The following is a 25,123-nucleotide window of genomic DNA, read 5'->3' on the forward strand; positions in this document are numbered from 1 at the left end:
GGGTATTGCCATGACTCACTGTGACCACCATCTCGCTGCTGAAGAACGAGCCGCCATCATACTGATGCGGGTTTACCACTCGATTCGTGCTATTGCGCGTCAGTTGGGGGCGTGCGCCCAGTACTATTTCTCGAGAACTGTTGTGCCATACTGTTAGACCTGACAGAGCTTATGACACTAGCCTCGCTGGACACCGAGCTCGACTGACCTGGCCCGCTGTCTGCCTCGCCGTAGTCCGAAGCTGCATCTCGACGGTGAGCTTTCCGAACGGGTGGTCTACCCACTGCGCAAGTAGTGGTCACCAGAGCAAATAGCCCGCACACAGAAGCGTATGTTTCCTGATAAGAATGACCACCATGTCTCACACGAAGCCATCTACCTCATGTCGCGGCTCGCTCAAGAAGGAGCTCATTGCCTGTGTTTGAGCCAGGGTTGTCGACGCCAGTGCTATAAGCCCGCACCTCCATTGCGTTGACAGGGTAAAGGTAAACGACGCTCGCGCAGCCGTGGCAAGGATAGGCGGCAACAGATTGCTGACCTAATGAGCGTTCACCTGCGGCTGCCTGAGATCGAAGACCGACTGATGCCCGGCAGTGGGATATCATCATTGGCGCTAACAACCGCTCTGCCGTTGGTACGCTGGTAGAGCGCACGACGCGTTTAGTGATCCTGGCGAAAGTGGATGGCACTCCGGCCACAGCGACGGCTGTCGGTTTCAGCGACAAGCTTAATGAGGTGCCGCGCCCCCTACGCCTTTCCATGACCTATCACCAGGGCTAAGAAATGGTGAAGCATGCCTAGATCACTCAAAAGACGGGGACAGTGAACTACTTTGCCAACCATCATAGCCCATGGCAGCGGGGTTCCAATGAGAATACCAACGGGCTGTTGAGACAGCACCTGCCGAAGGGCACGGGTCTATCGGTTTACAGCCAAGAGGAACTCGACGAGACCGCTGACTCACTCAATACACGCCCGCGCAAGAAACTGGACTGGCGCACGCTGCTGGAAGTCTACTCCGAGGTGCTCAAGCAAGACATCGCCGATCCGAGGACTCACCTACAGTTTTGCACTTAGAACTTGAGATCACCCTGCCTATTGATCCAATAATTTGGGAAAAAAGGCTTGAGTGAGTGGCTTTTTTTCTGCGTAGCGCTTGAACCAGTCCTGAAGAGCAGGGGGGATTGGTAAGTTAAACAGCTCGCTTTTCGTCCAAGCATAACCAACTGCAACTGCAACAGCTACTTCCCCACTTGTTGATCCCAAGTTACTACTGATTTTAATTCTAGGGGTTTGTAATGTCAGCCACTCTAGGCCCCTTGTAACTTTAATTTTCTGGTGATTGCACCAATCGGAATTGGGTCGATTACTATCGTGGCGGAACTTTTCTTCATAGACAAGAAGAAGTATGGCATCGATTATGCCTTCACTTACAGACTCTAAACAAGAGTCGCGCATTAAATTCTCTGGAGTTTCAGGGATGAGTGCCGAACCTGACGTACTCAAGTGTAGGTACCTTACGATATGTGTGCTACCTGCAAGGCTTTCTTTGGTTTCTGGATTATAAAGTACAGGAATCTTACCAAGTGGGTTGTACTCAAAAACACTGTTAGAGTTTGGTTCTGTTGAGTAAACATCTAGAGAAACCTCGATCTCATTAGCACAGAGAAGAACCCTTTTTCCATAAGGAGAGCGATTATTAGTTAGTAATTGGAGCATGATCTTGACTCAGGTTTTGAAGAGAGAAGTAGCTTGAACGTGATGAGCGCCATGAGGCAGTTTTGAAGGGAGACCGTGTCCCGGGATGATGGTTTCGCCTTCTGATTCTAGCAGCCGTAGGGTATTGATTGATTCCACCCCCTTCCTGATGTCAAAACTTTTAGGGAAGGGCCTTCTTGTTTCGAGATTTTTTAGTAGATGAGCTGCATCACTAGCCAGTACTGCCGTGCTGTGTGGTAAGTTTATCCTTACTCCTTGTAATCCCGGCGAGTGCCCGGACAATAGGATTACTGACACGTCATCACTGAGCTGAGCGGATCCATTGAGTAAATTTAAGCGTTTAGTATCGGCCAGTTGGTTTAGGTTACGTCGAGTAGACTCAACGTAAAATTCATCACCGTTGTAAGCGCCAAGAGTGGGAGAGTTGAGGTATGACCACTCAACTTCTTGAACATAGAAATGTGCGCGTTTGAACGGATTGATATTACCAGCATGATCATAATGTAAATGGGTCAGTATAACATGGTCAATTTCTGCTGCATGAAGGTCAAAATTAATTGCGAGCAGTTCTGGGATCGCTGTATCTACTACTTTGCCGAAAGCACGGGCAATTGAAGCAGTGCATCCTGTGTCGATGAGCCAGGATTGTCCATAACGGTCAAAGTAGAGCCAAGCAAAGAAATGAAATGGTAGTGAGGAAATCTTTCGTGCACAAAGACGCGTCTGATATTTAACTACGCATTCATTTTCCGAGCGCCGAATTGGTATTCCATATTCAATAAGGTAAAGTGTCTGATACATAATGCCTACCCCGCTTGTGCTCTGTCCTGTGGTACTGGTATTCCAAGAATTTGTTGGGCCATGGCTTCACAATTAAGGTATTGACTAGATTTGATTCCGAATCTTGGAAGCGCATGCATGTAAAAGCGAGGCCCCTCGCATGGTAGGCCGACCAACCAAAGTCCCCGAACCGGTTCACCCTTGGCGCCTATAGCCTGCCCAGTTCGGGTTACGTCAAAACCTCCCGCCAAAAAATCACCATTCCGATAATAACGGATCAGACCTTGTTCTCGAAGCGACCTGATAAGGGGTTGTTCATAATGGTCTTCATGATATGAGAGAAGTCTTGCCTGAAAGTGATAATCTCCATAAGTTATATGAGTCCCGTTATCGAAAACGCTCTCAAATGCGAATCGCTCTTTATGATTAACCAGCCTCCCCCCAGGGCCACCTGCAAGATCCACAATGTCGGCTTGCAGCAGTGCCAAAAGCTGTTGATTCCGAAACAGGGGGGGGCCAAAAGAAATTCGGTTCATCAATGGGACAAAAGTTTTTAAAAACCAACGGTGCGAATGGGGTGTTAAGCCGGAAAATTCAACAGCTTCTTGGATTGCGCCACGGCAGTCACGAATGACATCAGTTGCAGCTTTGATACCGGAAGTTAAGTTGCCTCTTAGGGCCTCTGATAGATCTCTTTGAATAAATTTGACGAATTCATTTTTTAATTGTTTAGGTGATTGTCTGGCTTCAACTCCAAAGCGAGGGTTGAGAGCCATTACGATTACGGTATTTCGAATTTCTTCCCAAAGACTATGAGGTATATTGCTGGTTCCGAACTCGGCAATACAGTAAGCCCGTGTCATTTCATTCTTAAGAATTGGTAATACGTCTTCGACGAAATCTAACTGTTTACTTCCATATTTATGTTCGTGCTGAGTCCTTAAAGCCTGAATATTTTCACGTGTCATCCAGCAAGGAGCATACGAACCGGTCAATCCTTTCTGATTCAACGCCCTTGCATGGGCCGGTATGCAGCTACGGGAAAATAAGTGTAGACGGGGTTCTTGGCCTGATGGGCAATAGATGAGCTCGTTTGAATTATCTCCTTGGCGGTACTCACCACCTCTGCCTTCTGTAAGTTGGGCAATAACATCCCATGCTGTTAGACCAATCCCCTCTACAAGTACATCTTCTCCTGGCTTTATTTGGTTCATCGTACGGCTTGTTGGGTAAACATCAAGCTGGAGAGGGGTATTGGTTTCGGGGGTGGGCTGGTCTTGAAATGGTCGTAGGTCGTATATAGATTCGATATGACCGGTCGAAATTATTATATCGTCAAAATAAGATGGCGTCTCTGACGACTCTGTCCAGATAATAAAGCCGTCATTATAGGTTTTGATTGTCTTAGCTATATCCGGAATATGTTCAAGCGTAGCGTATTTTCGAATCTTATCTAGGATTATTTCAGAGGATGCGTTTAGGTACTCACCGAGCATTGACCGTGGAAGGTAATCCCAACTCTGTCTCAGGAAGTAGTTATCCTCCAAAGAAGATTTTGTTTTTTTGGGTGGCTGTTGCCGAGCCCAGTCTCGGAAGCTTAGTTCGCCATTTTTTTGGTCCTTTCCATCGAAGATGTCAAATATTGAAACTTGACCAGCAAGTGTATTTGTGAATAAAAAATCTCCTTGGTCTAAGTTGTGAATACCAGTGCCAATTAAATGGGGTTCAAAAATACTGATGGCAATCTTTGGAGCTGTAAGGTGTTGAGCCGCAATGTTTGAAAGCGCATTCAAAGTAATTAATCCCCAAGGCCCACAACCAACAAGTGCTATTTTTTTCGTGTCCATGATAGTCCTCATTTAAAGGGAAATTCAGTACCTTGGAATGGCTCAAGATCGTCTAGCCAGGTTGCAGTTGTGCTGTGCTTTGCCAGGAAGGGAGTGTGGACCCAGTTAGAATTTCGTCCCTGCAGCATTGTCAAAGCTATTGCCATTTCATGTCCGATTTTTACTTGACCCAAGATTTGTACCTTCCCAGGCGAAGCACTCATTACAGGTCCACGTGCAGTACGCGCCAGACCAGATACACTTTTTATAGCCTCTTTATAAATGTGATGGGTGTGTAGTAATGGCAGTGAAAAATAGTGTTGTGCTCCGGTATCACGTTCGACGAACATATAGTAAGGTACAATGCCAAGGGAGACTTGATCTTCCCATAGCCGCTTCCATATTTTAGGGTCATCATTAACATGCCTGAGTACAGGAGCTTGTGAACGGATAGTTGCTCCAGTGTTAAGAATGAGTCTAACTGCTTCTTTAAAGGGCTTGGGTTGCATCTCACGCCAGTGGTTTACGTGAGACATGATTGCCACATGTTTTCCCTGAATGGAGAGATCTTCAAAAAGAGTTAGTAGATCTCTAGAGTCCTCTTCTGAAATGAAGCGATATGGCCAGTATGTAAGAGATTTTGTGCCGAGACGGATATTACGGATATGGCCCAGGGATGGACTGAGGAAGGTGGTGAGGATATTTCTCAAGCGACGAGTATTCATAACTAGTGGATCGCCACCAGTGATGAGAATATCAGAAATCTGAGGATTAGCCTCTAGATATCGTCCGAGCATATTTGTCTCGCGAGCTTCGAAACGATGGGCACTGGTCTCGACAAATTGGGGCCAGCGAAAACAGAACGTACAATACGAATGGCACGTCTGCCCTTGTTTTGGGAAAAATAGTACTGTCTCAGAATATTTGTGCTGGATACCATCAAGAAGGTCTTGGGCATGGTTGGGCCGATTCATTTGTTGGCCATCTGGATGCGGATTCATACCGTCACGAATAGCGATAATCTCATCGCGATAAGTTTGTGTATCTTTTATAGAGTCAAGCGATTTGACTCGCTGCATAGCATCTTCAGTCAACATTTCGGGATGGGGGAAAAGTAGTCGATATATTTCGTCATCAGGCGCAGTCGACCAGTCAATCAAGTTTTCTAAAACATAGTTGTTAACCTTGAACGGGAAAACTTTGGCTGCCTGAAGTAGGCCGTTAACAGTACTTCTGTTTAGGTGCTTTAATTGCGGGATGCGCTCTATAGACTTGTTTGTGTAGGTTACTATTTTGGTTTTTTTAGTAGAGGTCTTAAATATGAGGTTCTCCATTGTTGAAGCTCCTTTAAGTAAATTTCTGGGTCTTGCATCGCTATACCTAGTTTTAAAAGATTTTCAATGGCTAACTTTTTAGACTTAATTTTTAATTCGATTACGTCACTTGCTAGTGAGCATAGCAGGGCCTTTCTCAACCTCAATCGTCAAAATTCCATAATATTGAAAGGTTCTTTTTTTGTATTTTTATTTAGAATCAGAATGTTGCGTAACTTAGTTGGTTTTGATGGTTCTGGCGTGTGCGTTATGTAGTAGTGTTTAATGTTAGCTGCTGTTTCTGAAAAGCTAGTCGTAGCGTGGTTTTACACTACCTGAGGAAAATCAGAGGATATCAAACGTACTTTTCTAAAATTTGGATAAATTATTATTGCTAGAAGTAGTGGCTTTGCTAGGGTTTGATTTGTAGTATGCCTATCTACAAAGGAGTGAATATAATGAGCCATGAAATGATGAAAGCTGAGGAAAGTGCCTCTATCAATGCATCTGTAGGTACGACTTATATTCAAGGTGGTATCAAACGTACTGTATTGCAGAAGACAGAGTATCCTGAAGGGTATGTTGTTAATTGCAATATTATTGAGGTTCCAAATGGCGAGAGTGCTTCTCCACACTTCCATCCTGGATTAGAAATGACCTATGTCCTTGAAGGGGAGTTCGATTTAGTAACGAGAGGAAAGCCGGATAAACGGTTTGAGCCAGGTATGTCGTATATGGTTAAAGACTGTGATGTCCACTTTGCTAGGGTTGTTGGCAATAAACCCATTAAACTTATTTGCATATTTATTAATAGAGAAATAGATCCGGTCGCCAAAGTTGTCGGGCAGCCAGAGGCGAGATAGTGCCATATATGCCGGTACGATTTAATTTTAACTCGTGCCGGTTTTTTCTGATTTCTCCTTTGGTTTAAAGATTGCTTTATCTCAGAACAAAAATAATTATGTAAAAGCTAAGGCCGTTATAATGTTTTCCGTTTTATTGTGTAAGGCTGTATGTGGACGGTAAAATATCCGAATTTTACTGCATTTAGCGTATAGCAATGTCGAGCCCACCTACTTGAAACATTCTAAAAATTGTATTGCTGTCCCCTGTGATGACTTGAAATACAACATTTTCTTTTCTCTCTTCGAAGGCATTCTGAATGACAGTGAGGCACATTCGGCTTAAAAGATGATCTGAAATGCCGACAGTTACTAGATCTGGTTCAGAGGCGGGTTGATCTCTTGAGAAAAATGAGTCATTAGAGGCAAGAAGTGCCTTTGCAAAATCCGCAAATTCTTTTCCTTTTTCAGTTAGTTCTAGGTCGCGCCCATTTTTCTTAACCAAATCAATGTTTAAATTTTTCTCTAATTTTTTGAGCTTGTAGCTAGCTGTGGAGACTGCTATATTTAGCTTAAATGACGCATAACTAAGGTTGCCTCCTTCAAGCAAAAATACAATAAGTCTTAATGATACTAAGTCAAGGTGATGGTATTTTTCCATGATGCTTAAGTCTATCTTAATTTATGTGTGAGGCAAGAATGTTTTTGTTATGGTTCTATTCCGTAAAAATTTTATTGATCTGATTTCCGATAGATGAAAAGCGCCTCAAGTAGGTTCTTTTAATTAGCTAGGATTTAAATCTGATTGTAGCAATCCTAACAAAGAAGCGGCAATTAAAAGAAAAACCGAAGCCAACAACCCTGCTGATAAATTTCCGGTTAGATCACTCAGCCAACCTGTGAAGGTGGGGCCAAAGGTCTGGCCAATACTGAACGCCAATGTCATTGCGCCGATACCCGATGCCCAAGAGGATGGAGGACAGTTACGTCGCACGTAAGCAGTTGTCGACGCGACAACTGCAAAAAAGGAACTCCCAAAAACTGCTGCTGAAATAAGCAAGATAGGCCAAGTGCTAAAGGCTAGAGGCAGAGCAGCTCCCGCCATCGTTAGTCCATTTAAAATAGCGAAGGCTCGGCCACGGTGTTGGGACTTTAATACTCCGGACCATAGCCAAGGAAATATTGCTACACCAAGGCCAAGAATGATCCAAAATAGAGCCTGAAAAATTGGACCTTCATCATGTGATTGGATCCACGCAATCATGAAAGTCATGTAAGTAATATAACCTGCACCGAATAGACAGTAGCCTGCAATAATCCACTTCATAGCTAGTATTGGAGACTTAGTGTGTTGGAATGTCCGATTTTCTGGCAGATTTCGAGCGCCATAGAACATCCCCAACATCAATACGCTCGATATGGTTGCCAAAACTATCCAAGCGCCCGGCCAAGCCGACTCACCCCATTGGGATAAAATCCAGGGTACAGAGATACCGGAAAGAGCAATGCCTAGCCCTGAACCTGCATAGAACAGTCCTAGCAGGAATGCTGAGTGTTTAGGGTGACGCTGAGAAACATGGGTCGCAAGAACCCCGCCAGCTACGAATGCGAAAGCACCGCCTATCCCAGCCAGTAGCCACGCACAGTTTAGTAATACCGAATCATTTATGACGCCAAGTAAAATCAAAGCGGTAACGCATGCAATGACACCACCAGCCATGACGCGATAAGCGCCTGCATAAGCGATGACACGTGCGGCTAATAAGGCTGCGACCATGTAGCCAGCCGCATTAACTGAGGTCATCCAACCGGCATCAGCATAGCTCCAGCCCAAACTAGACTGCATTGCAGGAAGCAGTAGCGCGTAGGCGAATCGTGCAATGCCCAGACCAATCGCCGGGACCAGAGCCAATGCGATCACTGTCCGAAGGTCCGACAGAAAGCGAGGGTGGTTATTTGCGGTAGGAAGATCAATTTGTGACATCTGATGTACCCCCTGAGTTTCTTTATGAAACTCAGTATATGCCACCCTGGGTTTTTTTTGCAAACCCTGCTATCATGATGGTATGAGAGATAAACAAGAGGTTCCGGTTTCACACACACCTGTTCCAGTGTCCGAGTGCGCTCTTGCCAAAGCGATCGGGAAAATCGGTGATACCTGGTCGCTACTAATCTTGCGAGAGGTTGTCTGTGGAGTAGGACGCTTCGATCATATTAGAGAAGACTTAGGTATAACGCGTTCGGTTCTATCCGTTAGATTGGCGAGGCTGGTTGAAGAAGGTCTCCTGGAACATTATTACTACCGCGAACCAGGACAGCGTTCACGAAAAGGATATGCGCTTACCGAGAAAGGGCGCGCCTTGCTACCGGTTTTGATTGCGCTGCGTGAGTGGGGGGGCAATTATCTTGAGCAAGGTTCATCCCGTTTACGCCTGCAGCTGCAAACTAAAGATGGGAAGCGGGTCAGAACGCAGTTAGTCCGAGAGGATGGAACGGTAGTGGATGATGTGTCGAGTTTGGTGGCAACAGTGCAGGCTGATTAAGGCTGTACCCACAAATACATCCACCGTTCCCTGAGATGGCTCTTATCCCGCATGGTACGGAGCCAAGCTGAATCACTGACGTTCTCTTGCGCATTGCCTTTGAGGCGGGTGCGGTTCGAAAGCTTTATTCAGCAAGGTGTCACTCACATATCCGCACTATGCCGGTTCGGCTGATGCACTACGCCGCTTGCTTCTACAGTGAGTTGCTCAAGCAGAAGGTCATCACACCCGGCCAGGGTTTACCGCCGGTGTTTCCGGTAGTGCTTTATAACGGCTCAGAGCGCTGGTCGGCATCGTTAGACCTCTATGACATGATCATGCCGGAACCACCGGGTCTGCTACAGGTCTACCAGCCACGGATGCGTTATTACCTGGTCGATGAAGGGCGCTATACTGATGAGCAGTTAGGCTTGGTGCAGTCGCCGTTAAGCGGGGTGTTCAGTATCGAGAAGGCCTCCACGAATCGCCAGGGGCTTCAGCAAGCCGTGGATCGAATTGTGGCGATTATTCAGGCCGATCCTCACAAAGAACGTATCGACAAGATTATTACCCGCTGGCTTAAACGCCACTTGCAGCGGCTCGGGGCTGAGGTCGACCTCAATCAGCTCAACAGTTTGGTGGAGGATAAAGACATGTTGGCAGAAAATTTGGAAAACTGGGCACAGCAAGAACGCCAAGTAGGTCTTCAGGAAGGCGAAAAGCTGGGCATCGAGAAAGGTGAAAAGCTAGGCATAGAGAAAACCGCCCGTAATCTGCTCAAGCTGGGAGTGCTGAGTGATGAGCAGATTGCTGAAGCGACAGGCTTGGCGTTAGATGAAGTGGCAAAGCTGCGCACTGAAGATGAGCGCTAACCCTGCATTCATTTCCGTATTCCCGCTTCACACATAAAACGAAAGGGCAGTCCAAGTGACTGCCCTTTCTGTATTTGGCTTCTGAGGATGACAGGTATCCCCATGCCATGAAAGAACATGATGCAATGGTTCATATTCAGTAGTGAATGGCTGTTTAACGTGAATCAGCAGTGCGCGCTTAGCAAAACAAGCTAGTGGCAACCTAATTTCCTTTTGGTCTAAACAGCAGCCGCTTAACCCCGTGGGTAAGCAACGCTTGAGGGCGAGTTCAGGATAGATCCAGAAGGCTCACCCATAGTGATTAAAAAACCTTTTCGGTAAACCTCGCATTCACTGGACAGAGTTTTTCTAAGCCGTATTATGTTCACTATGAGTGAACAAAAATCGTCAAAATTAAACCAGTTGCTAGCCAGCCTCGGAGACACGGATTTAGTCTCCAGCCGTTGGCTGCAGGCACATGGCTACTCGAGAAGCCTTGTGGCGCGCTATGTCGCCAGCGGTTGGCTGGTGTCTCCGGCACGTGGTGTCTATCTGAGAAAGGGAGGGCGGCTGCAGTGGCAGGGCGTATTGCAAAGCCTGCAAGAGCGCGAGGGCCTGGCATTATACGCCGGTGGGCGTTTTGCGTTGGCAATGCAAGGGTATGAGCACTACCTGCGCCTGGGCGAAGCAGCCACGGTAACGCTTTATGGGGATTCCCGTCCGCCCGGCTGGCTCACTCAATTGGCACTGCCTGAACGATTTGAGTTCTGCGGCAAGCCTCCCTTTGACTGGCCGTTGTCTGATTTCACTGCGGATACGCAGAAGGATCAGCTACCTGAGCAGGGCCTTAAGCGGCAAGAGGTGCTTTCTGGTGCGGGAACCATCGTTTGTTCTACACCAGAGCGCGCGATACTGGAGCTTTGCGATGGCCCCGCTGGGGCGGCGCTGGTCTACGAAGCTGATACGCTTATGCAGAGTTTGACAACACTGAGCCCAAGGCGAGTGACGGAGTTGCTGCGCCATTGCAGCAGCATCAAGGCAGCACGACTGTTTCTCGCCTTGGCGGATCGGTACCAGCATGCATGGCTAAAACGAATCTCATTAGAGGGGGTGGATCTCGGCAGCGGTAAACGCGTTCTGGTGCCCGGTGGTCGTTTACACCCGACTTATCAGATTACGTTACCGAGGGACTTGAATGAGCACTTGGGATAAACGCACACCGACCGCGTACAGCTACTTGTAGATATTCTCCATCAGCTTTCATTTCCGTATTCCCGCTTCACACATAAAGCGAAAGGGCAGTCCAAGTGACTGCCCTTGCTGTATTTGGTGGCTGAGGATGTCAGATATTCCCCATGCTGTGAAAGAGCCTAATGCATTGGTTCATACTCAGTAATGAATAGCCGTTTGGCGTAGATCAGGTTTTGCTACAGCTTAAGATAGGCGCCTAAACCAATCTCATCGCGAAGAATGGTAAAGTTGTTCAGCACGGTCTTTGCAGCATGCACGCACATAGTTAAGAAACTCGGTCACGGTTTGAGAGGTTCTTAAATCGGTATGCATCAGTCCCCACATGGTCGTGCTCAATTCAGGGATGATCGGGCTGATTCGTTTGATGCCTGCGCCTTCTTTTTCCAGATAAGTTGGTAACACCGCTGCATAGTCGTAATTGGCGACCATGAAGTAATCCATAAGAATGGAGTTGCTTTTTAATAGTCTGTTGTTAAGCAGGTTGTTTTTTGAGAACCACTCGCTGAGCTGTGGGTATTGCATTTCCGTATTGGGCGCAATCCACGAAATATCGCTTTCCAGCCAGTCAGTATGTTTGCTCTTATGTGAAACATAGACAGCCTGGTAAATAGGCAGGATTTTCTTGCCGATAAGCGTTTCGTTCGGATTGACCACAGGGCGAAACGCGATATCTGCGTCACGCGCCTCCAGGCTCATGAGTTTGTTGCTGACGATGACGCTTATGTTCAGTTCTTTGTATTGGCAATTGAAGTCGTGAATGATATTGCCCAAAAGGCCATACATTAATGTATCTGTGGTAGTGATCGTCAGGTTGCCGGATAATGTTTCTTTGGCAGAGTAAAGTTTTCGCTGGGCATAGAGCACTTGTTTTTCGATTTCCTTTGCACTTCTCACCAGCTCTAATCCGGCAAGTGTTGGCACATATGCATTGTCTTCACGATTAAAGAGCTTTACGCCACATTTTCCTTCAATGTCAGCCAGTCGCCTGTAGATGGTGGCTTGGCTGACATGGAGCTTGCTCGCGGCTTGTTTAAGTGCTTTCTCCTCAGCGATCGCGAGCACAACGTTAAAGTCATCCCACTTTAGATTCTCAATCATGAAAAACTCGTTCTCATTAATGATGGTTTACATGCTGGTAAAGGGTGGATAGCGTTTCAATAAAAGCTTTAATAGAAGTTAATATTGCCATGAGTGAAACGCAACAAGCTTTTCCACTGATTTCTTCACAGCAGAAATTCAATGCCATTCTGGTTGCCGCTCTGTGTGTTGTGACGGCCGGTAGTTATGTCACCTTGTCGGGGTTGTTGACGTCACAGCTAATTGAGGAGCTTGGCTGGTCGTCCCTGAATACAACCTTTGGCATCACCGTCAATATGATCCTTTATGGTGCGACGGCACCCTTCGCCATTCATTTGATGGAAAAGCATGGGATCAAGAAAATTGTCATCGCAAGCCTTGTGATACTGTTGGCTGGCGCTTTGGTCTGTACGCTGAACTCAAAGATAATATTCAACCTTGCATGGGGTGTTTTGGTTGGGCTGGGTTGTGGCGCGTTAACGATGTCGTTTGGCGCTCTCTTTGCTCGTTCCTGGTTTGAGAAAACGGGCTTGCCGACAGGTATATTGACGGCTTCCTCGGTGACGGGGCAATTTGTGTTGCTCCCCATTTGGGCCAAGCTGGCTGATGAATTTGGCTGGCGAGCGCCATTAATAGGCTGTTTTGTCTTGACCCTGATCACATTGTTAATCGTGGGTTTGCTGCTGAATGAGAAGTTCTCGGCGGCGAGGACGGTGACGGCTCATCATATTAAGCCGAATAGTACATTTAGCGATGTGTTTATCAGCCTGAAAGGATTTGTGAAGTGCAAGAAGTTTTGGGTAATCGCATTAGCTTTTGGCATGTGTGGCGCTACCACGAATGGCCTGATGTGGAGCAGCTTTACCCCCGCGGCATCGTTAGAGGGGATATCGGTAGCGGAATCGTCTTATCTGCTCCTGATAATCGGTCTTTTGAATATACCGGGCACCATTGGAGCAGGGTGGCTTTCAGATAAAATCAATAAGCAGGCGCTGCTATCCGTTATCTTCTTTTTGCGGGGCGCGAGTTTGATTTGTCTGCCTTTTATTTTGTCGCAACCGGTTGGATGGGAGCTGATAGCCTTTGCCGTCGTGTTTGGTGTTTTTGATGTTGCAACGGTGCCTCCGGTGATTACTTTGTGCAATCACATCTTTGGTGATCAAGGGCCTTCGGCCTTTAGCTGGATTAACGTGGCTCATCAGTTAGGCGCCGGGTTGGTTGCTTTCTTAGGCGGGTTAATTGCCTTTATGACGGGATCTTATTTCGTATTGTGGTTTATCGCAGGCGGGATTTGTTTCATTGCCGCTGCGATTGTGCTCAGCCCTCATCATGGCGAGAATTAATGCCCTTTTACGAATCTCGCGCGCGTGGCCAATAGCATTACGAAGGCTGATAACGCCGCTGTTGGTGCCCTTTCTGCATGTCGCCTACTCTCGGCGAGGATTGATGTCGGCTAGATAGAGCTGACTTTGATCTCGCGTCGCCCCTCCTGACTCTATTTCTGGCACCTATCCGCGACGGCAGCGAGGCGCTTCTGGGCTGCTATGCTAAGTAGGCATTGCCGCATTCCTGAACTGTTGCGTGGCATTTTGTTAGCGTAGCGCTTGGGTCAGTGGCCGATATCCTATGCGTTGAGCAGAGAGGTTATCGTTGCTGTTTTTTTACCTCTACGTGGTTACCCGAAATACTGCAGTTTTCTATGAATTCAGGAAAGCCATATCAACATGGAGCCAAGATGATGAGAAAACGCTATCCCCTAAAACCGATGATGCTGGCCGTGCCGCTACTCGCGCTTAGCCCAGTAGCCTCGGCAAGCTATGCCTACTATGTAGGCAAAAACCTGACCGACGAGGGCGCCGTCATGATCGGTGGCACCGGTGAGGAAGTCTCCAGCCACTGGTTGGAGATCATGCCTGCCGAAGATCACTCAGCTGACGATACAGTGAGTGTTGGTGTCACCGCTGATGCTGGCATCCCCGGTGAGCTAATCGATATTCCGCAAGCCGAACACACCTTCCGCTATCTCTCGATGTCGTATTCCGACTATGAGGGGTTCCCTGCACCGCTCACCAACGGCGGTATCAATGAGCACGGTGTGGCTGTTCGTGACGTCTGGGCGACCAATCGTCAGGAACTGATCGACATGACGGAAACGCCGCAGCAGGGCCCACAATACAGCGACTTGGCCAGGCTGGTGCTCGAGCGCGCCGAGACAGCCCGGGAAGGCGTCGAGTTGATCGGAGAGCTAATTGATCAATACGGCTACTCCACCTATGGCGGCAATACGCACCTCATCGCCGACGAAAATGAAGGCTGGGTTGTTTGGGAATTTGCTGGCAGTCAGGGGCTGTGGGCCGCCGAACGGCTTGGCGATGATGACGTGCGTGTGCTCTATCCCGGCTATATTGAAGATTTCCCCGTCGACTTCGAGAACGACCCCGATTACATGGGCGCCGACAACCTGATTTCCTTCGCCGAGGAACAGGGCTGGTACGCAGGCGAGGGTGACTTCAATGTGTTTGACGTCTATGGCCGCCAGGATACCCAGGCGCGTACCGGTGGCTACAAATACATGTCCCAAGCGGACATAGAAGAGGCCCTGCGCGACTTGGCGCCGATCACTGAGCGCGAAATGATGGCGCAGGTTCGTGATCATCGTATCGCTGACGATGAGGCGGGTTATGGGCAGGTCGCCACCTTGAAGGCCGATACGGACGCCGATATGCAGCAAATCTGGGTGGCGCCCACCGGCTCGTTAGCGGCTCCCTTTATTCCCTGGTGGCTCGGTGTCCAGGAGGTCCCCATGGAATATGGGCAGCACCGTTATCTTTCCAAGGGCGCCGCGTCTACCTTCCTCAACCCCGATTTCCAGGTGCAGGAAGCCAGTGATTTTGCGGGCCGTCGCTTCAAGCAGGTCATGTACCTGATGTGCGAACAGCCAGATCGTTTTCACGGCTCTGTTACCGAACTCCTGGAAGGCTTTGAGCAAGATAGCTTCGATGATCTGAGCTGGGTGGAAACATCCGCCAAGACATTGATTGATCAGGGTAAGCGTGACGAAGCCAGGCAGTTGCTCACCTTCTACAGCCAGCAGCGTGCCGATGAGGCCCTCGATCTGGGGGATACGCTAGTCAATTGGCTGAACGCTTCGCTTGAGCTTCGCGATCAGCGCCGCCGTCCAGAGGGCGTTTTGCCTAATGACCAGGGCGGCGAGACCGTCAATTGCCTGGTTGACGCCGACCCGGATAAACCCAGCGATGCTCAGTAACTAAAGCCCGCTTACATCCGTGAAGAGAAAGCCTCCTCGGCTTGGCGCCGGGGAGGCGTCTATAGGGTTTGTACTCAGAAATTCGGTTAGTGACCATTCATTTATTAAGACAACGCTCGACATTAGCTGAGCTGTCAACGATGAAAAGGGAGAATGCGAATGCCTGGACATGACGAAATTGAACTTGGCGGTAAGCGTTTCAAGCATGCCATGGTAGATGCAGGAGATGTCCGTTTGCATACGGTATCAGGTGGCAAAGGCTTTCCCGTGTTGCTAATGGCGGGTTTCCCGCAGAGCTGGTATGCGTGGCGTCGTATCATGCCCATACTTGCCGACCATTTTTATGTCGTCGCCATAGACTTACCTGGACAAGGTGATTCCGACAAACCGGTAGGTGGCTACGATACACAAACGGCTGGCGATCGTGTCCATGCGCTAGTTAAGGAGCTTGGTTTCGAGCGCTATCAAATTGGTGCGCATGATATTGGTTCGTGGGTCGCTTACCCCTTTGTGGCTAGATTCTCCGATGAAGTAGGTCGACTGGTCTTGCTAGACGCTAATATCCCGGGCGTGACGCTAAAGCCAACGGTTGAGGTGGGGCCAAACATCTGGAAGTCATGGCACTTCTTTTTTCACCAAGTACCGGATGTCCCTGAGTTTTTAATCACTGGTCGGGAGAGAAGTTATATCGAGTGGTTCTTCCAGCGGAAAACTTTTAATCCCGCCGGTACTTTCTCAACTGCTGATATAGATGAATATGAGCGCGTCTATAAGCAACCCGGAAACCTACGTGGGGCGCTGGCTTATTATCGTGCAGTGCTTGATGACGCCGAGCAGAACGCGTCATTGGCGGCCAAAAAAATTGAGACGCCAATCTTGGCTTTGGGCGGTGATTTCGGCATGTCGCCTGATATTTATGACGCTATAAAACCATTAGCGACCCATGTGGAAGGTGGTGTCATTCAGAATTGCGGTCATTACATGCCCGAAGAACAGCCGGACGAAATCGCCGCTAAAATGATCAAGTTTTTTAGGGGCTGAATAGTTTGTCTACTGGGCTCCTATCGAGCTCTGTGTGGATGCAATGGCCGATTGACGATGCAATTCTTTGTGCAGCTTTAAATACGCTGTTGCCGTAACACCATCACCCCCGCGATTAAAATCATGCCCATACCGAACCAGGTCGTGGCATCGGGCACTTCGCTGAATAGCAGATAGCCCCAAAGGCTGGCAAAGATGAGGTAGGCGTAATCAAAGGTGCCGATCAACGCCGAAGGGGCGATTTGATAAGCCCTTGCCACCCCTGTATACACAATGATCATTCAGCACTAGGGCGTAGACGCCTACGATCAACAACGCTTTGGCATCTAGCGGTTGCCAACCGGTGAACAGGAATGGCGCGCGTTAGGCGGACGTTGCTTAAGAGCCAACTTTTCGTACAAACACCTAGGGAGATCGATGATGCATAATCTCGGGGCATTCGCAGTCATTTTTGACGATGCATCAAGGGTTTTGCTTTGTCATCGAACAGATTTTGATGCATGGAATTTGCCTGGCGGAAAGGTTGAGCGCCTGGAAGCGCCGTGGAAAGCCGCACAGCGTGAAGTTCTGGAAGAAGTTGGCCTTGTCGTGAGAGTTGACCACCTTGTCGGTGTATATTCTGTGCCCGAGCAGGAAACCGTAGCGTTTGCTTTTCTATGCACTCGAATGGGTGGCGCTATTTGTCTTAGCGATGAAGCCGACGATATTCAGTATTTCCACAGAGGCGATCTGCCCCCAAACACATTGCCTCGTCATGTTGAGCGCATCGAAGACGCGTTCAACGTAAGTGGCGGTGCTTCGTTGCGTGTACAAGTCCAATAAGCGCTTGCTGCGGATGGCCCGTGCGCTACGCGCTCGCGCCACCGCTGAAGCCAATCGACATCTAGACTTCCTAGGTTAATAGCTTGGCTATCCGCTACTTCTCCCGTTGCGGTTGTTTAGCCACTGCCCGCCACAATCAGTACCGTAGCCACGATAGAAAGTGCTATACCCACCATGCCGGTGTCACTTAGGGAGTGCAAGGCGTAACAGGCTCTTCATTATATCTTGTGAATGTATTACGGGGAGATGGACATGGTAATCTGTCTCGTAACGATTGGCAGAGGTCTCCATGGTCAATAATCACCACGATACCGGCTACAAAGAGCTGTTCAGCTATCCGGAGTTTGTTCAGCAACTTATCGAAGGCTTTGCGCCCGCCGAGATTGCCCAATTAATGGACTTTTCTACTCTGAAAAGCCATAGCGGCAACTACATTACGCCTCTGTTCGAAGAAAAAATTGAGGACGTGGTGTGGTCAGTCAACGTTAACTGGCAGGGGATGGCCCAAGAGGTCTACCTGTACATCTTGTTGGAGTTTCAGTCCTCGGTGGATCGCACTATGCCGGTTCGGCTGATGCACTACGCCGCTTGCTTCTACAGTGAGTTGCTCAAGCAGAAGGTCATCACGCCAGGCCAAGGCTTGCCGCCAGTGTTTCCGGTGGTGCTCTATAACGGCTCAGAGCGCTGGTCGGCATCGTTAGACCTGTATGAAATGATCAGCCCGGAACCGCCGGGTCTGCTACAGGTCTACCAGCCACGGATGCGTTATTACCTAGTCGATGAAGGGCGCTATACTGATGAACAGTTAGGTTTGGTACAGTCGCCGCTAAGCGGGGTGTTCGGTATCGAGAAGGCCTCTACAAATCGCCAGGGGCTTCAGCAAGCCGTGGATCGAATTGTGGCGATTATTCAGGCTGATCCTCACAAAGAACGTATCGACAAGATTATTACCCGCTGGCTTAAACGCCACTTGCAGCGGCTCGGGGCTGAGGTCGACCTCAATCAGCTCAACAGTTTGGTGGAGGATAAAGACATGTTGGCAGAAAATTTGGAAAACTGGGCTCAGCAAGAGCGTCAGGAAGGCGAAAAGCTGGGCATCGAGAAGGGCGAAAAGCTGGGTATTGAGAAAACGGCCCGTAATCTGCTCAAGCTGGGAGTGCTCAGCGATGAGCAGATCGCTGAAGCGACTGGTCTGGCGCTAGATGAAGTGGTTGAACTGCGCATCGAAGGTAAGCGCTGACCTGCTCCCATTTTCGTATTTCCGTTTCACGCATAAAACGAAAGGGCAGTTCACGTGACTGCCCTTTATGTATTTGGGGCTGAGGATGGTAGACAGTCGAGCTACGGGCATGATGACGATCAGAAGTATTCCTGAGGAAGCGAGTGCGATTCTGAAAGAAGCCACACGTCCATCAAACCGCCTCAAAATGGGCGATGCCCTGGCGAATTTGACCTGTAACGTCGGGTTGACCAATGAAGATGTTGCAGCCATTGAACAGGTTCGCGACAAGACGCCTGCTGAGCTGATTAGGTTTGAATGATCGTTCTCGATACCAATGTCATTTCCGAGGCGATGAAACCCGAACCTGACCCGGCCGTCAGAGCTTGGCTTAATGAGCAGTCAGCCGAAACACTGTATCTGACGACTGTCACACTGGCTGAGTTGATGTTTGGCATTGCAGCGATTGCCGTATCGCAGGGCTACCAGGTTGCATCTCGCGACATGGCGACATTTGAGGCGGCTAATGTGGGCGTGGTTAACCCTTGGGAGGGCTAGCGGTTCTTGAGGGAGTATTGATGATCAATCGGGCAGAAAATAAGAGACGATATCCGTTTCTTTGTGAGGAAGGCCGATGATCTCAATGCCCCCTTGGCCAATCAGGTAAAAGATAACATGCTGGCCTTGGGGGTAGCTGTAATAGCCCTCGCTGATGTCTGCGCGATGTTTTCCTGATAGTGGATTTTCTGCGAGCCAGTGAAATCGTTTTTCAAAATCTTTTAGATAGATATTACGTTGGCTCCTGCCCCATTGCCGCTCCGTATAGCGGCCAATATTCTTTAAATCGTCTCTCGCTCTCGGTGTGATATGAAACGAGGGCATTACGTTTCTCTATCCAATTCGTTGATTAGTGAATCCATCGAGAAATCATCCACGAATTCACCAGACCTTGCTTGCTCGGCACCTTGGGCTAGATGAGTACGTAGCGCTTCCATTTTGCTTTTACGCTCCTCCATGGCACGCAACGCGTCACGCACAACCTCACTTGCGGAGCCGTAGCGACCGCTGGAGACCTCGTTTCTGATAAAGACTTCCCAGTGCTCTCCGAGGCTAAGGCTTGTCGTCGCCATGAGTGCTTCCTGTATTCAAAAGTAACAAATTTGAATATAGGTGAGGCTGGCAAGAAAGGCAAGAGAGCCCGCTAGCGAGGGCCGATGCGTATGTATACGGCTGAAACTAATCCTAATCATGAGCCGAATATTAACCATAATTGGCTCACGATATGATCTGAATAATTGACGCAGCATTGGGGCATTTGAACAGGGCATCAATGCGCGTAAATACCAATCGCTGGCCAAGGTAAGTAAAGCCACCGCAACACGTGATTTGGCTGAACGGGTAGAGAAGGGCTGCCTCTACGAGCTACCCGGCGGGGGGCCGCAGCACGCGTTATTGGGTGATGCTTGGTTAAGCAACTACCGAGGATGTCTCGGAAGTTCATCATGAAAATAGGCGTCAGCCCCGCTGTTGCCGTAATACCATCACCCCCGCCATTAAGATCATGCCCATTCCCAGCCAAGTCATGCCATCGGGCACTTCGCTGAATAGCAGATAGCCCCAAAGGCTGGCAAAGACGAGGTAGGCGTAATCAAAGGTGCCGATCAACGCCGAAGGGGCGATTTGATAAGCCCTTGCCACCCCGGTATTCACAATGACCAGCAATAGGGCGTAGGCGCCCACGATCAATAACGTAGTGGCGTCTAGCGGTTGCCAACCGGCAAACAGAAAGGGGGCGCGTTCAGCAAGCGATGCGGTGATGTTGATTGCGACCAGCACGCTGAAGAGAGTGCCTGCTACCAGGAAGGCTAGATTTAATCCCAGGGTGAGAAGTAAGGGATGCTCTCTTTGGCAGTGGTGGCGAGTGACCAGCATGGCTAGCGCATAAAAGAGGGCGGCAAGTACGGGTAGCAGTGTCGCAGGTGTGAAGGTGTCGCCGCCAGGGCGCAATACCACCACCACGCCAAGGAAGCCGCAGAGGATGCCCAGCCAAGCCTGGCGTGAAAGATGCTCGCCCGCCCCAAAAGCAGCCAGCACGGCAATAAACAGCGGTGTGGTGTAAATAGCGACCGCCGCCACCGAAAGCGGAATCAGCGGTAGTGCTGCGTAGTAGGCTATCCACATCAGTAACAGAAGCAGGCTTCTTATCGCCACCCAGCGGCATGATTTTACCTTGGGACGGGGGCCTGAATGGCCAATGATCAATCCAAAGAGTAACGACAGCGATAGTGCTGAGGCGATGACATAGAGCTGCCATAGCGACATACTGGCACTTAGATACTTAACCAGGGCGTCGGTCAATGCCAGCAGAAAGACAGCCCCCACGATAAGGCTTATGCCCTGTAGGATATTATCTTGTGGTTCAGCGGTGACCTTCATTGCAGCGTTCCAGGTATGAATTTCGCTCTAGAATGCCGCTGCCTCTAGCAGTGCTTCAAACGACTTCTGCGTCACAATGCATGAGCTCAGATTATGGATAACGTCATCAAGTCTCTTCCGCCGCTGGCGACGCTGCGTCCCTTTGAGGCTGCCGCCAGGCTTGAAAGCTTTTCGCGCGCGGCCGATGAGCTACACCTTACTCAGGCGGCTATCAGCCGACAGATCCGTGCGCTGGAGGAAGACCTTGGCGTGATGCTTTTCGAGCGCCGTCATCGCCGTGTGGTTCTTACCCGGGAGGGGCGTGAGTTTGGCCGTACGGTCTCCCAGGCGCTGGAAAGTATTGCCAAGGGGGCTCAGGCGCTGCGTGGCGACCCGGATGATAAGCGCGTCGTATTGTTCTGCCAGTTATGCGAAGCGTTCTATTGGCTGATGCCACAGCTCGCGGACTTCAATCGACGCTATCCTGACATTGAGATACAGCTGGCGACGTCGACACGGCCGATTACCGAATTTAGTGGTCGCTTCGACATTGCGCTGCAAACCAACGGACGACCCAGCGGGAGCCATCGTGTGGTGTTTACCGCCGAGGACGAGATATTTCCGGTCTGCAGCCCTGCTTACCTTAAAGGTGCCACCACGCCGTTGAGTCTCAATGCGTTGCTGAACCAGCGGCTACTGCACCACCACGCTGAACCGCCGGATTGGCTGGAATGGGATGATTGGTTTCGTGCCATGGGGCACTTTGAGTTTTCATCAGCTGAGAGCGCTGTGTTCGATAGCTATCCACTGTTACTGCAAGCGGCTGTCGCGGGGCACGGTATCGCCCTAGGGTGGCGGCGTACCACCCAGCGCTTGATTGAGAGTGGAGAATTGATCCGCCCGGTGGCAGAGAGCTTGCCCCAGCACGATGCCATCGCCTTATACACACGCCAGGGCGCGCCTCAACGCCCAGGAAACGAAGCATTACTTGGTTGGCTGCGAGAGGTGTTGAGTCATGAGTGATAGTAGGGCTTGTTCGACGCAATAGCTGTTCAAAAACTGCCGTCCGGCAAAGAGCCTCCGTCTCGATCCCGGCTGATCTCAGAATCAGCTTCGCCGTTTTCGATATTGCGGAGGATGCTGCGAGTGATGCCTGCACGTTTCGATAGTTCGATAGCCGTCAATTTGAGTAATTTAAGGCCCATGAGAGTTTTTGTGGGCCTTTAAATGCTCACTGTGGGTCAGGCTGGGCAAGATCGTGAGTATTTAATACCTGAGACAACGGCTTTTTACTCTTCATTCGGGCGACTAGCCGCCCGAATGAAGGTCGTTGGAGACTGACCAAGCACCTTGCGAAACATGCTGGAGAAAGCGGCTGGGCTGTCGTAGCCGAGCTCCAGTGCGGTTCGTGTAACGGAGCTGCCGGAGAGCAGTCTGGGAATTGCCGCCATCAGGCAGGCCTGTTGGCGCCATACGCCAAAGGAGAGTCCAGTCTGCTGACGGAACAGGCGATTGAAGGTGCGCTGACTGCAATGTAAATGCCGCGCCCACTCCTCCGGAAGGGTGTGAATGCTCGGCTGGCCGAGAAACTCTCTGCACAGACTGGCGAGTGGAAGGTCATGGGGCAGGGGCGCAAACAGTGGCAGGGCCTGAGCCTGTTCCAGTTCGTATAGGAGTAGTTGCGCCAGGGCACCGTCGCGGCCGTTTTCCTTATAGAGCGCGGGGATTTGGGCGGAAGCCAGCAGCAGGTGATGCAGTAGAGGTGTCACAACTAGCACCTCGCAGTTGGGCGACGTACGTGGTGCGACGTGAGGCTCGATGTACAAGCTTCGGGTGCTCACCTCGTTCATGCGCACTTGGTGCCGCTTGCCCGCTGGCAGTCAGACGCCGCTGAACGGTGGCACCATCCAGGTGCCGTCATCCGTGTTGACTTCCATCACGCCGGTCATGCCATAGAGAAACTGGGCACGGCGATGGGTATGAAAGTCGAGGAGGGTGCCGGGGCGGTAGTCAGTACCGATGGCCACCACCGGCCGTGCTACATGATCCACATCTGAAAGAGGCGTATTGAGCATTAGCGTTAACCTGGCTGAAACGCGTTGATGATTGTCCGAATCACGAATGTCGGCCAACTTCCTCCAGCAAATAGTGCCTGTTGTTTCGTTTCATCAGGAGAGTGCCGGTGTATAGCATATTGCTAATTTGTGGCGGGTTGGCTGGAGTCACGACCGTGTTGTTCGGTTTCGGTGGTGGGTTTGTGGTAGTTCCTTTGCTGTATACCTTACTGATTTCTGTTCATGGGCCGGATAGTGGTATCGGTCAGGCGGCCATGCATATCGCGGTGGCCACTTCGACCGCGCTGATGGTGTTTGCTGCCTCATTAGCGACATGGCGTCACCATCGGCGAGGGACTGTGCAATGGTATCTGGTGCGTTCACTGGTCGGCTATATCGCCATGGGGGCCGTGCTCGGCGCAGCAGCCGCCGTGTCGTTAAGTGGGGATTGGGTGCGCTGGGCCTTTATCGGCTATCTGGGCATCACGATTATGGATGCTGTGCTTCGGCCCGGTTTTCTGCATCAGGCGGAGAGTGATGTGCGTCCTATGGGGCGTGGAGTAACGGCGATGACGGGGACATTGATTGGTGCGGTGGCCGCCTTGCTGGGCGTGGGTGGAAGCGTAATGACAGTACCGCTCATGCGCCGTAGAGGCGCAAGTATGACGGCAGCTACTGCCATGGCCAATCCATTATCGTTGCCCATGGCGGTAAGTGGCACCGCGACGTATGTGCTGCTGTCGGCAAATCACCCAGCGTTGGGGGACTGGTATGCCGGTTATGTGGATCTGCGCGCGTTGCTGGTGCTCGCGATAGGCTCATGGGTCGGTATTCGACTGGCGTCGATATGGATCGGGCGCATTCCTGATCATATCCATGCCGGGGTGTACCTGCTATTGCTAACGATGGTGCTGGCAGTGATGGTTTTTGTGCGTTGAAGTGTCCACTTTTATTTGGCAGGATCATGATAATATTAAGCTGTATAAATAATCAGTAATTTGGTAAGGTTTAATTAATCTCTGATAACAGGCGTGCTTGGGTAGGCAAAGGTGAATATTGCTGCATTAAGTGATGCTTGCTTTGAAGATGCATGGAGCTTGATGTAACCCCGGGAGGCAACACTGATGACTGACCAGCAAATACAGATATTCACCAGCGAAGACGGGCAAGCACACCTAGAGGTGACCCTGGAGCACGAGACCGTTTGGTTGAGCCAGGCGCAGATGGGGAGCTTGTTCGCTACTACATCCGAAAACGTTCTCATGCACTTGCAAAATATTTTTAAAGATAAGGAGCTGAGTGAGCAGGCAACTACTAAGGATTTCTTAGTAGTTCGCCAAGAGGGCAAGCGACAGGTTCGGCGCCGTATCAAGCATTACAATCTGGATGCGATTATTTCGGTGGGGTATCGGGTCAGCTCCAAGCGTGCCACCCAGTTCCGCAAGTGGGCCACGCAAGTATTAAAAGACCATTTAGTTCAAGGCTATACCTTGAATCAGCGTCGCCTGACCGAACGTGGTATCGAGTTTGAGCAGGCGGTGAATTTGCTCAGCCGTACCTTGACCAATCAAGGTTTGGTTTCAACAGAAGGCGAGGCCGTAGCGCGTGTGATTAGCGATTACGCGCGTTCCTGGAGCTTGCTACAAGGTTATGATGAACAGCAATTAACTGAGCTAAACATCAAGCAGCCCGGTATGCACTCGCTGGAGTTGGACGAAGCCTTGAGAGCCATTGGGGAGTTGAAGCAAACCTTGATCGCCAAAGGCGAGGCAACCGAACTGTTTGGGCAGGTGCGGGGTGATGGTTTGACGTCGGCTTTGGCCACCATCGAGCAAGGTTTTGGCGACGAACTGTTTTACCCCAACGTGGCCATCCGAGCGGCGCATCTGCTTTACTTTGTGGTTAAAAATCATCCATTGGCCGATGGAAATAAGCGCTGTGGCTCGTTTCTGTTTCTATGGTACCTGCGCCGCAATGCATCGTTACTGGCTCGACCCGTTGAGCAACTGATCAACGACAACACCTTGGTGGCGCTAGCGTTGTTAGTGGCTGAAAGCCTGCCCGATCAGAAAACGCTGATGATACGGTTGATAGAGCATTTTATACTGCTGAAAGAAAGCTGA

Annotated in this window: 28 protein-coding genes and 2 pseudogenes; 16 read left to right on the forward strand and 14 right to left on the reverse strand. The window is 49.9% G+C overall.

The window, feature by feature from the left end:
- Window positions 1–86 precede the first annotated feature (86 nt).
- Window positions 87–1,077, forward strand: a pseudogene (locus tag ADS46_RS14985) (IS30 family transposase).
- Window positions 1,078–1,095: 18 nt separating this feature from the next.
- On the opposite strand, the gene ADS46_RS18585 reads toward ADS46_RS14985, so the two are convergent.
- Genes ADS46_RS18585 through ADS46_RS14995 form a run of 4 tightly spaced genes read right to left on the reverse strand, consistent with a single transcriptional unit; the run spans window position 1,096 to window position 5,659 of the window.
- The gene (locus ADS46_RS18585; protein ID WP_082926101.1) at window positions 1,096–1,719 is read right to left on the reverse strand and encodes a glutathione S-transferase N-terminal domain-containing protein; all 624 of its coding nucleotides are present in this window, start codon (window positions 1,717–1,719) and stop codon (window positions 1,096–1,098) included.
- 9 nt (window positions 1,720–1,728) lie between these two features.
- Entirely contained in the window at window positions 1,729–2,520 is a 792-nt protein-coding gene (locus tag ADS46_RS18590) for an N-acyl homoserine lactonase family protein (RefSeq protein ID WP_082926102.1), read from the reverse strand.
- Between the two features lie 5 nt (window positions 2,521–2,525).
- A complete protein-coding gene (locus ADS46_RS14990) occupies window positions 2,526–4,346 on the reverse strand; it encodes an FAD/NAD(P)-binding protein (protein WP_066321385.1) in 1,821 nt (606 codons plus the stop codon).
- Between the two features lie 8 nt (window positions 4,347–4,354).
- Window positions 4,355–5,659 (reverse strand): KamA family radical SAM protein, encoded by a 1,305-nt coding sequence (locus tag ADS46_RS14995; RefSeq protein ID WP_066321387.1) that lies wholly within the window; start codon window positions 5,657–5,659, stop codon window positions 4,355–4,357.
- A gap of 437 nt (window positions 5,660–6,096) precedes the next feature.
- Between ADS46_RS14995 and ADS46_RS15000 the strand changes: the two genes are divergently transcribed.
- Window positions 6,097–6,501 carry a cupin domain-containing protein gene (locus ADS46_RS15000; RefSeq protein WP_082926104.1) on the forward strand — a complete coding sequence of 135 codons (405 nt, stop codon included), beginning with the start codon at window positions 6,097–6,099 and terminating at the stop codon, window positions 6,499–6,501.
- Window positions 6,502–6,685: 184 nt separating this feature from the next.
- Here the strand turns inward: ADS46_RS15000 and ADS46_RS15005 are convergent, their stop codons facing one another.
- On the reverse strand, window positions 6,686–7,141 hold the full coding sequence (locus ADS46_RS15005) for a LysR family transcriptional regulator (protein ID WP_066321389.1): 456 nt from the start codon (window positions 7,139–7,141) through the stop codon (window positions 6,686–6,688).
- Window positions 7,142–7,264: 123 nt separating this feature from the next.
- The gene (locus ADS46_RS18595; RefSeq protein WP_199825248.1) at window positions 7,265–8,464 is read right to left on the reverse strand and encodes a YbfB/YjiJ family MFS transporter; all 1,200 of its coding nucleotides are present in this window, start codon (window positions 8,462–8,464) and stop codon (window positions 7,265–7,267) included.
- A gap of 82 nt (window positions 8,465–8,546) precedes the next feature.
- Here ADS46_RS18595 and ADS46_RS19195 point away from each other — a divergent pair, with 82 nt between their 5' ends.
- From ADS46_RS19195 to ADS46_RS15015, 3 genes are all read left to right on the forward strand, one after another.
- Window positions 8,547–9,023, forward strand: a complete 477-nt coding sequence (locus ADS46_RS19195) for a winged helix-turn-helix transcriptional regulator (protein WP_082926105.1) — start codon at window positions 8,547–8,549, stop codon at window positions 9,021–9,023.
- A gap of 158 nt (window positions 9,024–9,181) precedes the next feature.
- Window positions 9,182–9,874: an Rpn family recombination-promoting nuclease/putative transposase gene (locus tag ADS46_RS15010; RefSeq protein ID WP_082926106.1), complete on the forward strand. Its 693-nt coding sequence runs from the start codon at window positions 9,182–9,184 to the stop codon at window positions 9,872–9,874.
- A gap of 369 nt (window positions 9,875–10,243) precedes the next feature.
- Window positions 10,244–11,065, forward strand: coding sequence for a type IV toxin-antitoxin system AbiEi family antitoxin domain-containing protein (locus tag ADS46_RS15015; RefSeq protein WP_066321780.1), 822 nt, complete (start codon window positions 10,244–10,246; stop codon window positions 11,063–11,065).
- A gap of 246 nt (window positions 11,066–11,311) precedes the next feature.
- On the opposite strand, the gene ADS46_RS15020 is transcribed toward ADS46_RS15015, so the two are convergent.
- Complete coding sequence (locus ADS46_RS15020) at window positions 11,312–12,202, reverse strand: LysR family transcriptional regulator (protein WP_066321391.1); 891 nt, start codon at window positions 12,200–12,202, stop codon at window positions 11,312–11,314.
- A gap of 44 nt (window positions 12,203–12,246) precedes the next feature.
- Between ADS46_RS15020 and ADS46_RS15025 the strand changes: the two genes are divergently transcribed.
- The 3 genes from ADS46_RS15025 (at window position 12,247) to ADS46_RS15035 (ending at window position 16,490) form a co-directional block, all read left to right on the forward strand.
- Complete coding sequence (locus tag ADS46_RS15025) at window positions 12,247–13,524, forward strand: MFS transporter (protein WP_156524529.1); 1,278 nt, start codon at window positions 12,247–12,249, stop codon at window positions 13,522–13,524.
- Window positions 13,525–13,916: 392 nt separating this feature from the next.
- Entirely contained in the window at window positions 13,917–15,449 is a 1,533-nt protein-coding gene (locus ADS46_RS15030; protein ID WP_234346845.1) for a C69 family dipeptidase, read from the forward strand.
- A gap of 159 nt (window positions 15,450–15,608) precedes the next feature.
- Window positions 15,609–16,490, forward strand: a complete 882-nt coding sequence (locus ADS46_RS15035; protein ID WP_066321397.1) for an alpha/beta fold hydrolase — start codon at window positions 15,609–15,611, stop codon at window positions 16,488–16,490.
- A 77-nt stretch (window positions 16,491–16,567) separates the two neighbouring features.
- Here the strand turns inward: ADS46_RS15035 and ADS46_RS15040 are convergent, their stop codons facing one another.
- The gene (locus ADS46_RS15040) at window positions 16,568–16,771 is read right to left on the reverse strand and encodes a hypothetical protein (RefSeq protein WP_066321399.1); all 204 of its coding nucleotides are present in this window, start codon (window positions 16,769–16,771) and stop codon (window positions 16,568–16,570) included.
- 136 nt (window positions 16,772–16,907) lie between these two features.
- Here ADS46_RS15040 and ADS46_RS15045 point away from each other — a divergent pair, with 136 nt between their 5' ends.
- The 4 genes from ADS46_RS15045 to ADS46_RS15060 all read left to right on the forward strand — a co-directional run bounded on the left by ADS46_RS15045 (window position 16,908) and on the right by ADS46_RS15060 (window position 19,089).
- On the forward strand, window positions 16,908–17,312 hold the full coding sequence (locus ADS46_RS15045) for an NUDIX hydrolase (RefSeq protein WP_066321400.1): 405 nt from the start codon (window positions 16,908–16,910) through the stop codon (window positions 17,310–17,312).
- A 289-nt stretch (window positions 17,313–17,601) separates the two neighbouring features.
- Window positions 17,602–18,552: an Rpn family recombination-promoting nuclease/putative transposase gene (locus ADS46_RS15050; protein ID WP_066321401.1), complete on the forward strand. Its 951-nt coding sequence runs from the start codon at window positions 17,602–17,604 to the stop codon at window positions 18,550–18,552.
- Between the two features lie 109 nt (window positions 18,553–18,661).
- Window positions 18,662–18,853, forward strand: a complete 192-nt coding sequence (locus tag ADS46_RS19035; RefSeq protein ID WP_234346846.1) for a hypothetical protein — start codon at window positions 18,662–18,664, stop codon at window positions 18,851–18,853.
- A complete protein-coding gene (locus tag ADS46_RS15060; RefSeq protein WP_066321403.1) occupies window positions 18,850–19,089 on the forward strand; it encodes a PIN domain-containing protein in 240 nt (79 codons plus the stop codon). The genes ADS46_RS19035 and ADS46_RS15060 overlap by 4 nt, the downstream gene beginning before the upstream one ends.
- A gap of 24 nt (window positions 19,090–19,113) precedes the next feature.
- Here the strand turns inward: ADS46_RS15060 and ADS46_RS15065 are convergent, their stop codons facing one another.
- Window positions 19,114–19,413: a type II toxin-antitoxin system RelE/ParE family toxin gene (locus tag ADS46_RS15065; protein ID WP_066321405.1), complete on the reverse strand. Its 300-nt coding sequence runs from the start codon at window positions 19,411–19,413 to the stop codon at window positions 19,114–19,116.
- Window positions 19,413–19,661, reverse strand: coding sequence for a type II toxin-antitoxin system ParD family antitoxin (locus ADS46_RS15070; RefSeq protein ID WP_066321408.1), 249 nt, complete (start codon window positions 19,659–19,661; stop codon window positions 19,413–19,415). The genes ADS46_RS15065 and ADS46_RS15070 overlap by 1 nt, the downstream gene beginning before the upstream one ends.
- 184 nt (window positions 19,662–19,845) lie before the next feature.
- On the opposite strand from ADS46_RS15070, the pseudogene ADS46_RS19200 reads away from it, so the two are divergent.
- A pseudogene (locus ADS46_RS19200) lies at window positions 19,846–20,002 on the forward strand (DUF4172 domain-containing protein); the annotation flags it as partial.
- Window positions 20,003–20,046: 44 nt separating this feature from the next.
- Here ADS46_RS19200 and ADS46_RS15075 read toward each other — a convergent pair.
- Window positions 20,047–20,967 carry a DMT family transporter gene (locus ADS46_RS15075; protein WP_066321410.1) on the reverse strand — a complete coding sequence of 307 codons (921 nt, stop codon included), beginning with the start codon at window positions 20,965–20,967 and terminating at the stop codon, window positions 20,047–20,049.
- Window positions 20,968–21,060: 93 nt separating this feature from the next.
- Between ADS46_RS15075 and ADS46_RS15080 the strand changes: the two genes are divergently transcribed.
- Entirely contained in the window at window positions 21,061–21,969 is a 909-nt protein-coding gene (locus tag ADS46_RS15080; protein WP_066321412.1) for a LysR substrate-binding domain-containing protein, read from the forward strand.
- A gap of 29 nt (window positions 21,970–21,998) precedes the next feature.
- Here the strand turns inward: ADS46_RS15080 and ADS46_RS18610 are convergent, their stop codons facing one another.
- The 3 genes from ADS46_RS18610 to ADS46_RS19045 form a co-directional block, all read right to left on the reverse strand.
- Entirely contained in the window at window positions 21,999–22,151 is a 153-nt protein-coding gene (locus ADS46_RS18610; RefSeq protein ID WP_082926107.1) for a helix-turn-helix domain-containing protein, read from the reverse strand.
- An 84-nt stretch (window positions 22,152–22,235) separates the two neighbouring features.
- A complete protein-coding gene (locus tag ADS46_RS19040) occupies window positions 22,236–22,715 on the reverse strand; it encodes a helix-turn-helix domain-containing protein (protein ID WP_234346847.1) in 480 nt (159 codons plus the stop codon).
- Between the two features lie 111 nt (window positions 22,716–22,826).
- Complete coding sequence (locus ADS46_RS19045; RefSeq protein ID WP_234346848.1) at window positions 22,827–23,021, reverse strand: hypothetical protein; 195 nt, start codon at window positions 23,019–23,021, stop codon at window positions 22,827–22,829.
- A 107-nt stretch (window positions 23,022–23,128) separates the two neighbouring features.
- Between ADS46_RS19045 and ADS46_RS15090 the strand changes: the two genes are divergently transcribed.
- Entirely contained in the window at window positions 23,129–23,938 is an 810-nt protein-coding gene (locus ADS46_RS15090) for a sulfite exporter TauE/SafE family protein (protein ID WP_066321413.1), read from the forward strand.
- A gap of 186 nt (window positions 23,939–24,124) precedes the next feature.
- Window positions 24,125–25,123: a virulence protein RhuM/Fic/DOC family protein gene (rhuM, locus tag ADS46_RS15095; RefSeq protein ID WP_066321414.1), complete on the forward strand. Its 999-nt coding sequence runs from the start codon at window positions 24,125–24,127 to the stop codon at window positions 25,121–25,123.

Source organism: Halomonas sp. G11 (assembly GCF_001663515.1).
Taxonomy (GTDB): Bacteria; Pseudomonadota; Gammaproteobacteria; order Pseudomonadales; family Halomonadaceae; genus Vreelandella.

Bases quoted from the DNA above. Each gene is read 5' to 3' on its own strand.
- ADS46_RS15065 (WP_066321405.1), bottom strand. From the start codon at position 19,413: ATGCCCTCGTTTCATATCACACCGAGAGCGAGAGACGATTTAAAGAAT.
- ADS46_RS19195 (WP_082926105.1), top strand. From the start codon at position 8,547: ATGAGAGATAAACAAGAGGTTCCGGTTTCACACACACCTGTTCCAGTG.
- ADS46_RS15060 (WP_066321403.1), top strand. From the start codon at position 18,850: ATGATCGTTCTCGATACCAATGTCATTTCCGAGGCGATGAAACCCGAA.
- ADS46_RS19045 (WP_234346848.1), bottom strand. From the start codon at position 23,021: ATGCTCAATACGCCTCTTTCAGATGTGGATCATGTAGCACGGCCGGTG.
- rhuM (WP_066321414.1), top strand. From the start codon at position 24,125: ATGACTGACCAGCAAATACAGATATTCACCAGCGAAGACGGGCAAGCA.
- ADS46_RS15010 (WP_082926106.1), top strand. From the start codon at position 9,182: ATGCCGGTTCGGCTGATGCACTACGCCGCTTGCTTCTACAGTGAGTTG.
- ADS46_RS15075 (WP_066321410.1), bottom strand. From the start codon at position 20,967: ATGAAGGTCACCGCTGAACCACAAGATAATATCCTACAGGGCATAAGC.
- ADS46_RS15080 (WP_066321412.1), top strand. From the start codon at position 21,061: ATGGATAACGTCATCAAGTCTCTTCCGCCGCTGGCGACGCTGCGTCCC.
- ADS46_RS15040 (WP_066321399.1), bottom strand. From the start codon at position 16,771: ATGATCATTGTGTATACAGGGGTGGCAAGGGCTTATCAAATCGCCCCT.
- ADS46_RS15045 (WP_066321400.1), top strand. From the start codon at position 16,908: ATGATGCATAATCTCGGGGCATTCGCAGTCATTTTTGACGATGCATCA.
- ADS46_RS18590 (WP_082926102.1), bottom strand. From the start codon at position 2,520: ATGTATCAGACACTTTACCTTATTGAATATGGAATACCAATTCGGCGC.
- ADS46_RS18585 (WP_082926101.1), bottom strand. From the start codon at position 1,719: ATGCTCCAATTACTAACTAATAATCGCTCTCCTTATGGAAAAAGGGTT.
- ADS46_RS18610 (WP_082926107.1), bottom strand. From the start codon at position 22,151: ATGGGCCTTAAATTACTCAAATTGACGGCTATCGAACTATCGAAACGT.
- ADS46_RS14990 (WP_066321385.1), bottom strand. From the start codon at position 4,346: ATGGACACGAAAAAAATAGCACTTGTTGGTTGTGGGCCTTGGGGATTA.
- ADS46_RS15020 (WP_066321391.1), bottom strand. From the start codon at position 12,202: ATGATTGAGAATCTAAAGTGGGATGACTTTAACGTTGTGCTCGCGATC.
- ADS46_RS15050 (WP_066321401.1), top strand. From the start codon at position 17,602: ATGGTCAATAATCACCACGATACCGGCTACAAAGAGCTGTTCAGCTAT.
- ADS46_RS15005 (WP_066321389.1), bottom strand. From the start codon at position 7,141: ATGGAAAAATACCATCACCTTGACTTAGTATCATTAAGACTTATTGTA.
- ADS46_RS14995 (WP_066321387.1), bottom strand. From the start codon at position 5,659: ATGGAGAACCTCATATTTAAGACCTCTACTAAAAAAACCAAAATAGTA.
- ADS46_RS15035 (WP_066321397.1), top strand. From the start codon at position 15,609: ATGCCTGGACATGACGAAATTGAACTTGGCGGTAAGCGTTTCAAGCAT.
- ADS46_RS19035 (WP_234346846.1), top strand. From the start codon at position 18,662: ATGATGACGATCAGAAGTATTCCTGAGGAAGCGAGTGCGATTCTGAAA.
- ADS46_RS15030 (WP_234346845.1), top strand. From the start codon at position 13,917: ATGATGAGAAAACGCTATCCCCTAAAACCGATGATGCTGGCCGTGCCG.
- ADS46_RS15000 (WP_082926104.1), top strand. From the start codon at position 6,097: ATGAGCCATGAAATGATGAAAGCTGAGGAAAGTGCCTCTATCAATGCA.
- ADS46_RS15015 (WP_066321780.1), top strand. From the start codon at position 10,244: ATGAGTGAACAAAAATCGTCAAAATTAAACCAGTTGCTAGCCAGCCTC.
- ADS46_RS18595 (WP_199825248.1), bottom strand. From the start codon at position 8,464: ATGTCACAAATTGATCTTCCTACCGCAAATAACCACCCTCGCTTTCTG.
- ADS46_RS15070 (WP_066321408.1), bottom strand. From the start codon at position 19,661: ATGGCGACGACAAGCCTTAGCCTCGGAGAGCACTGGGAAGTCTTTATC.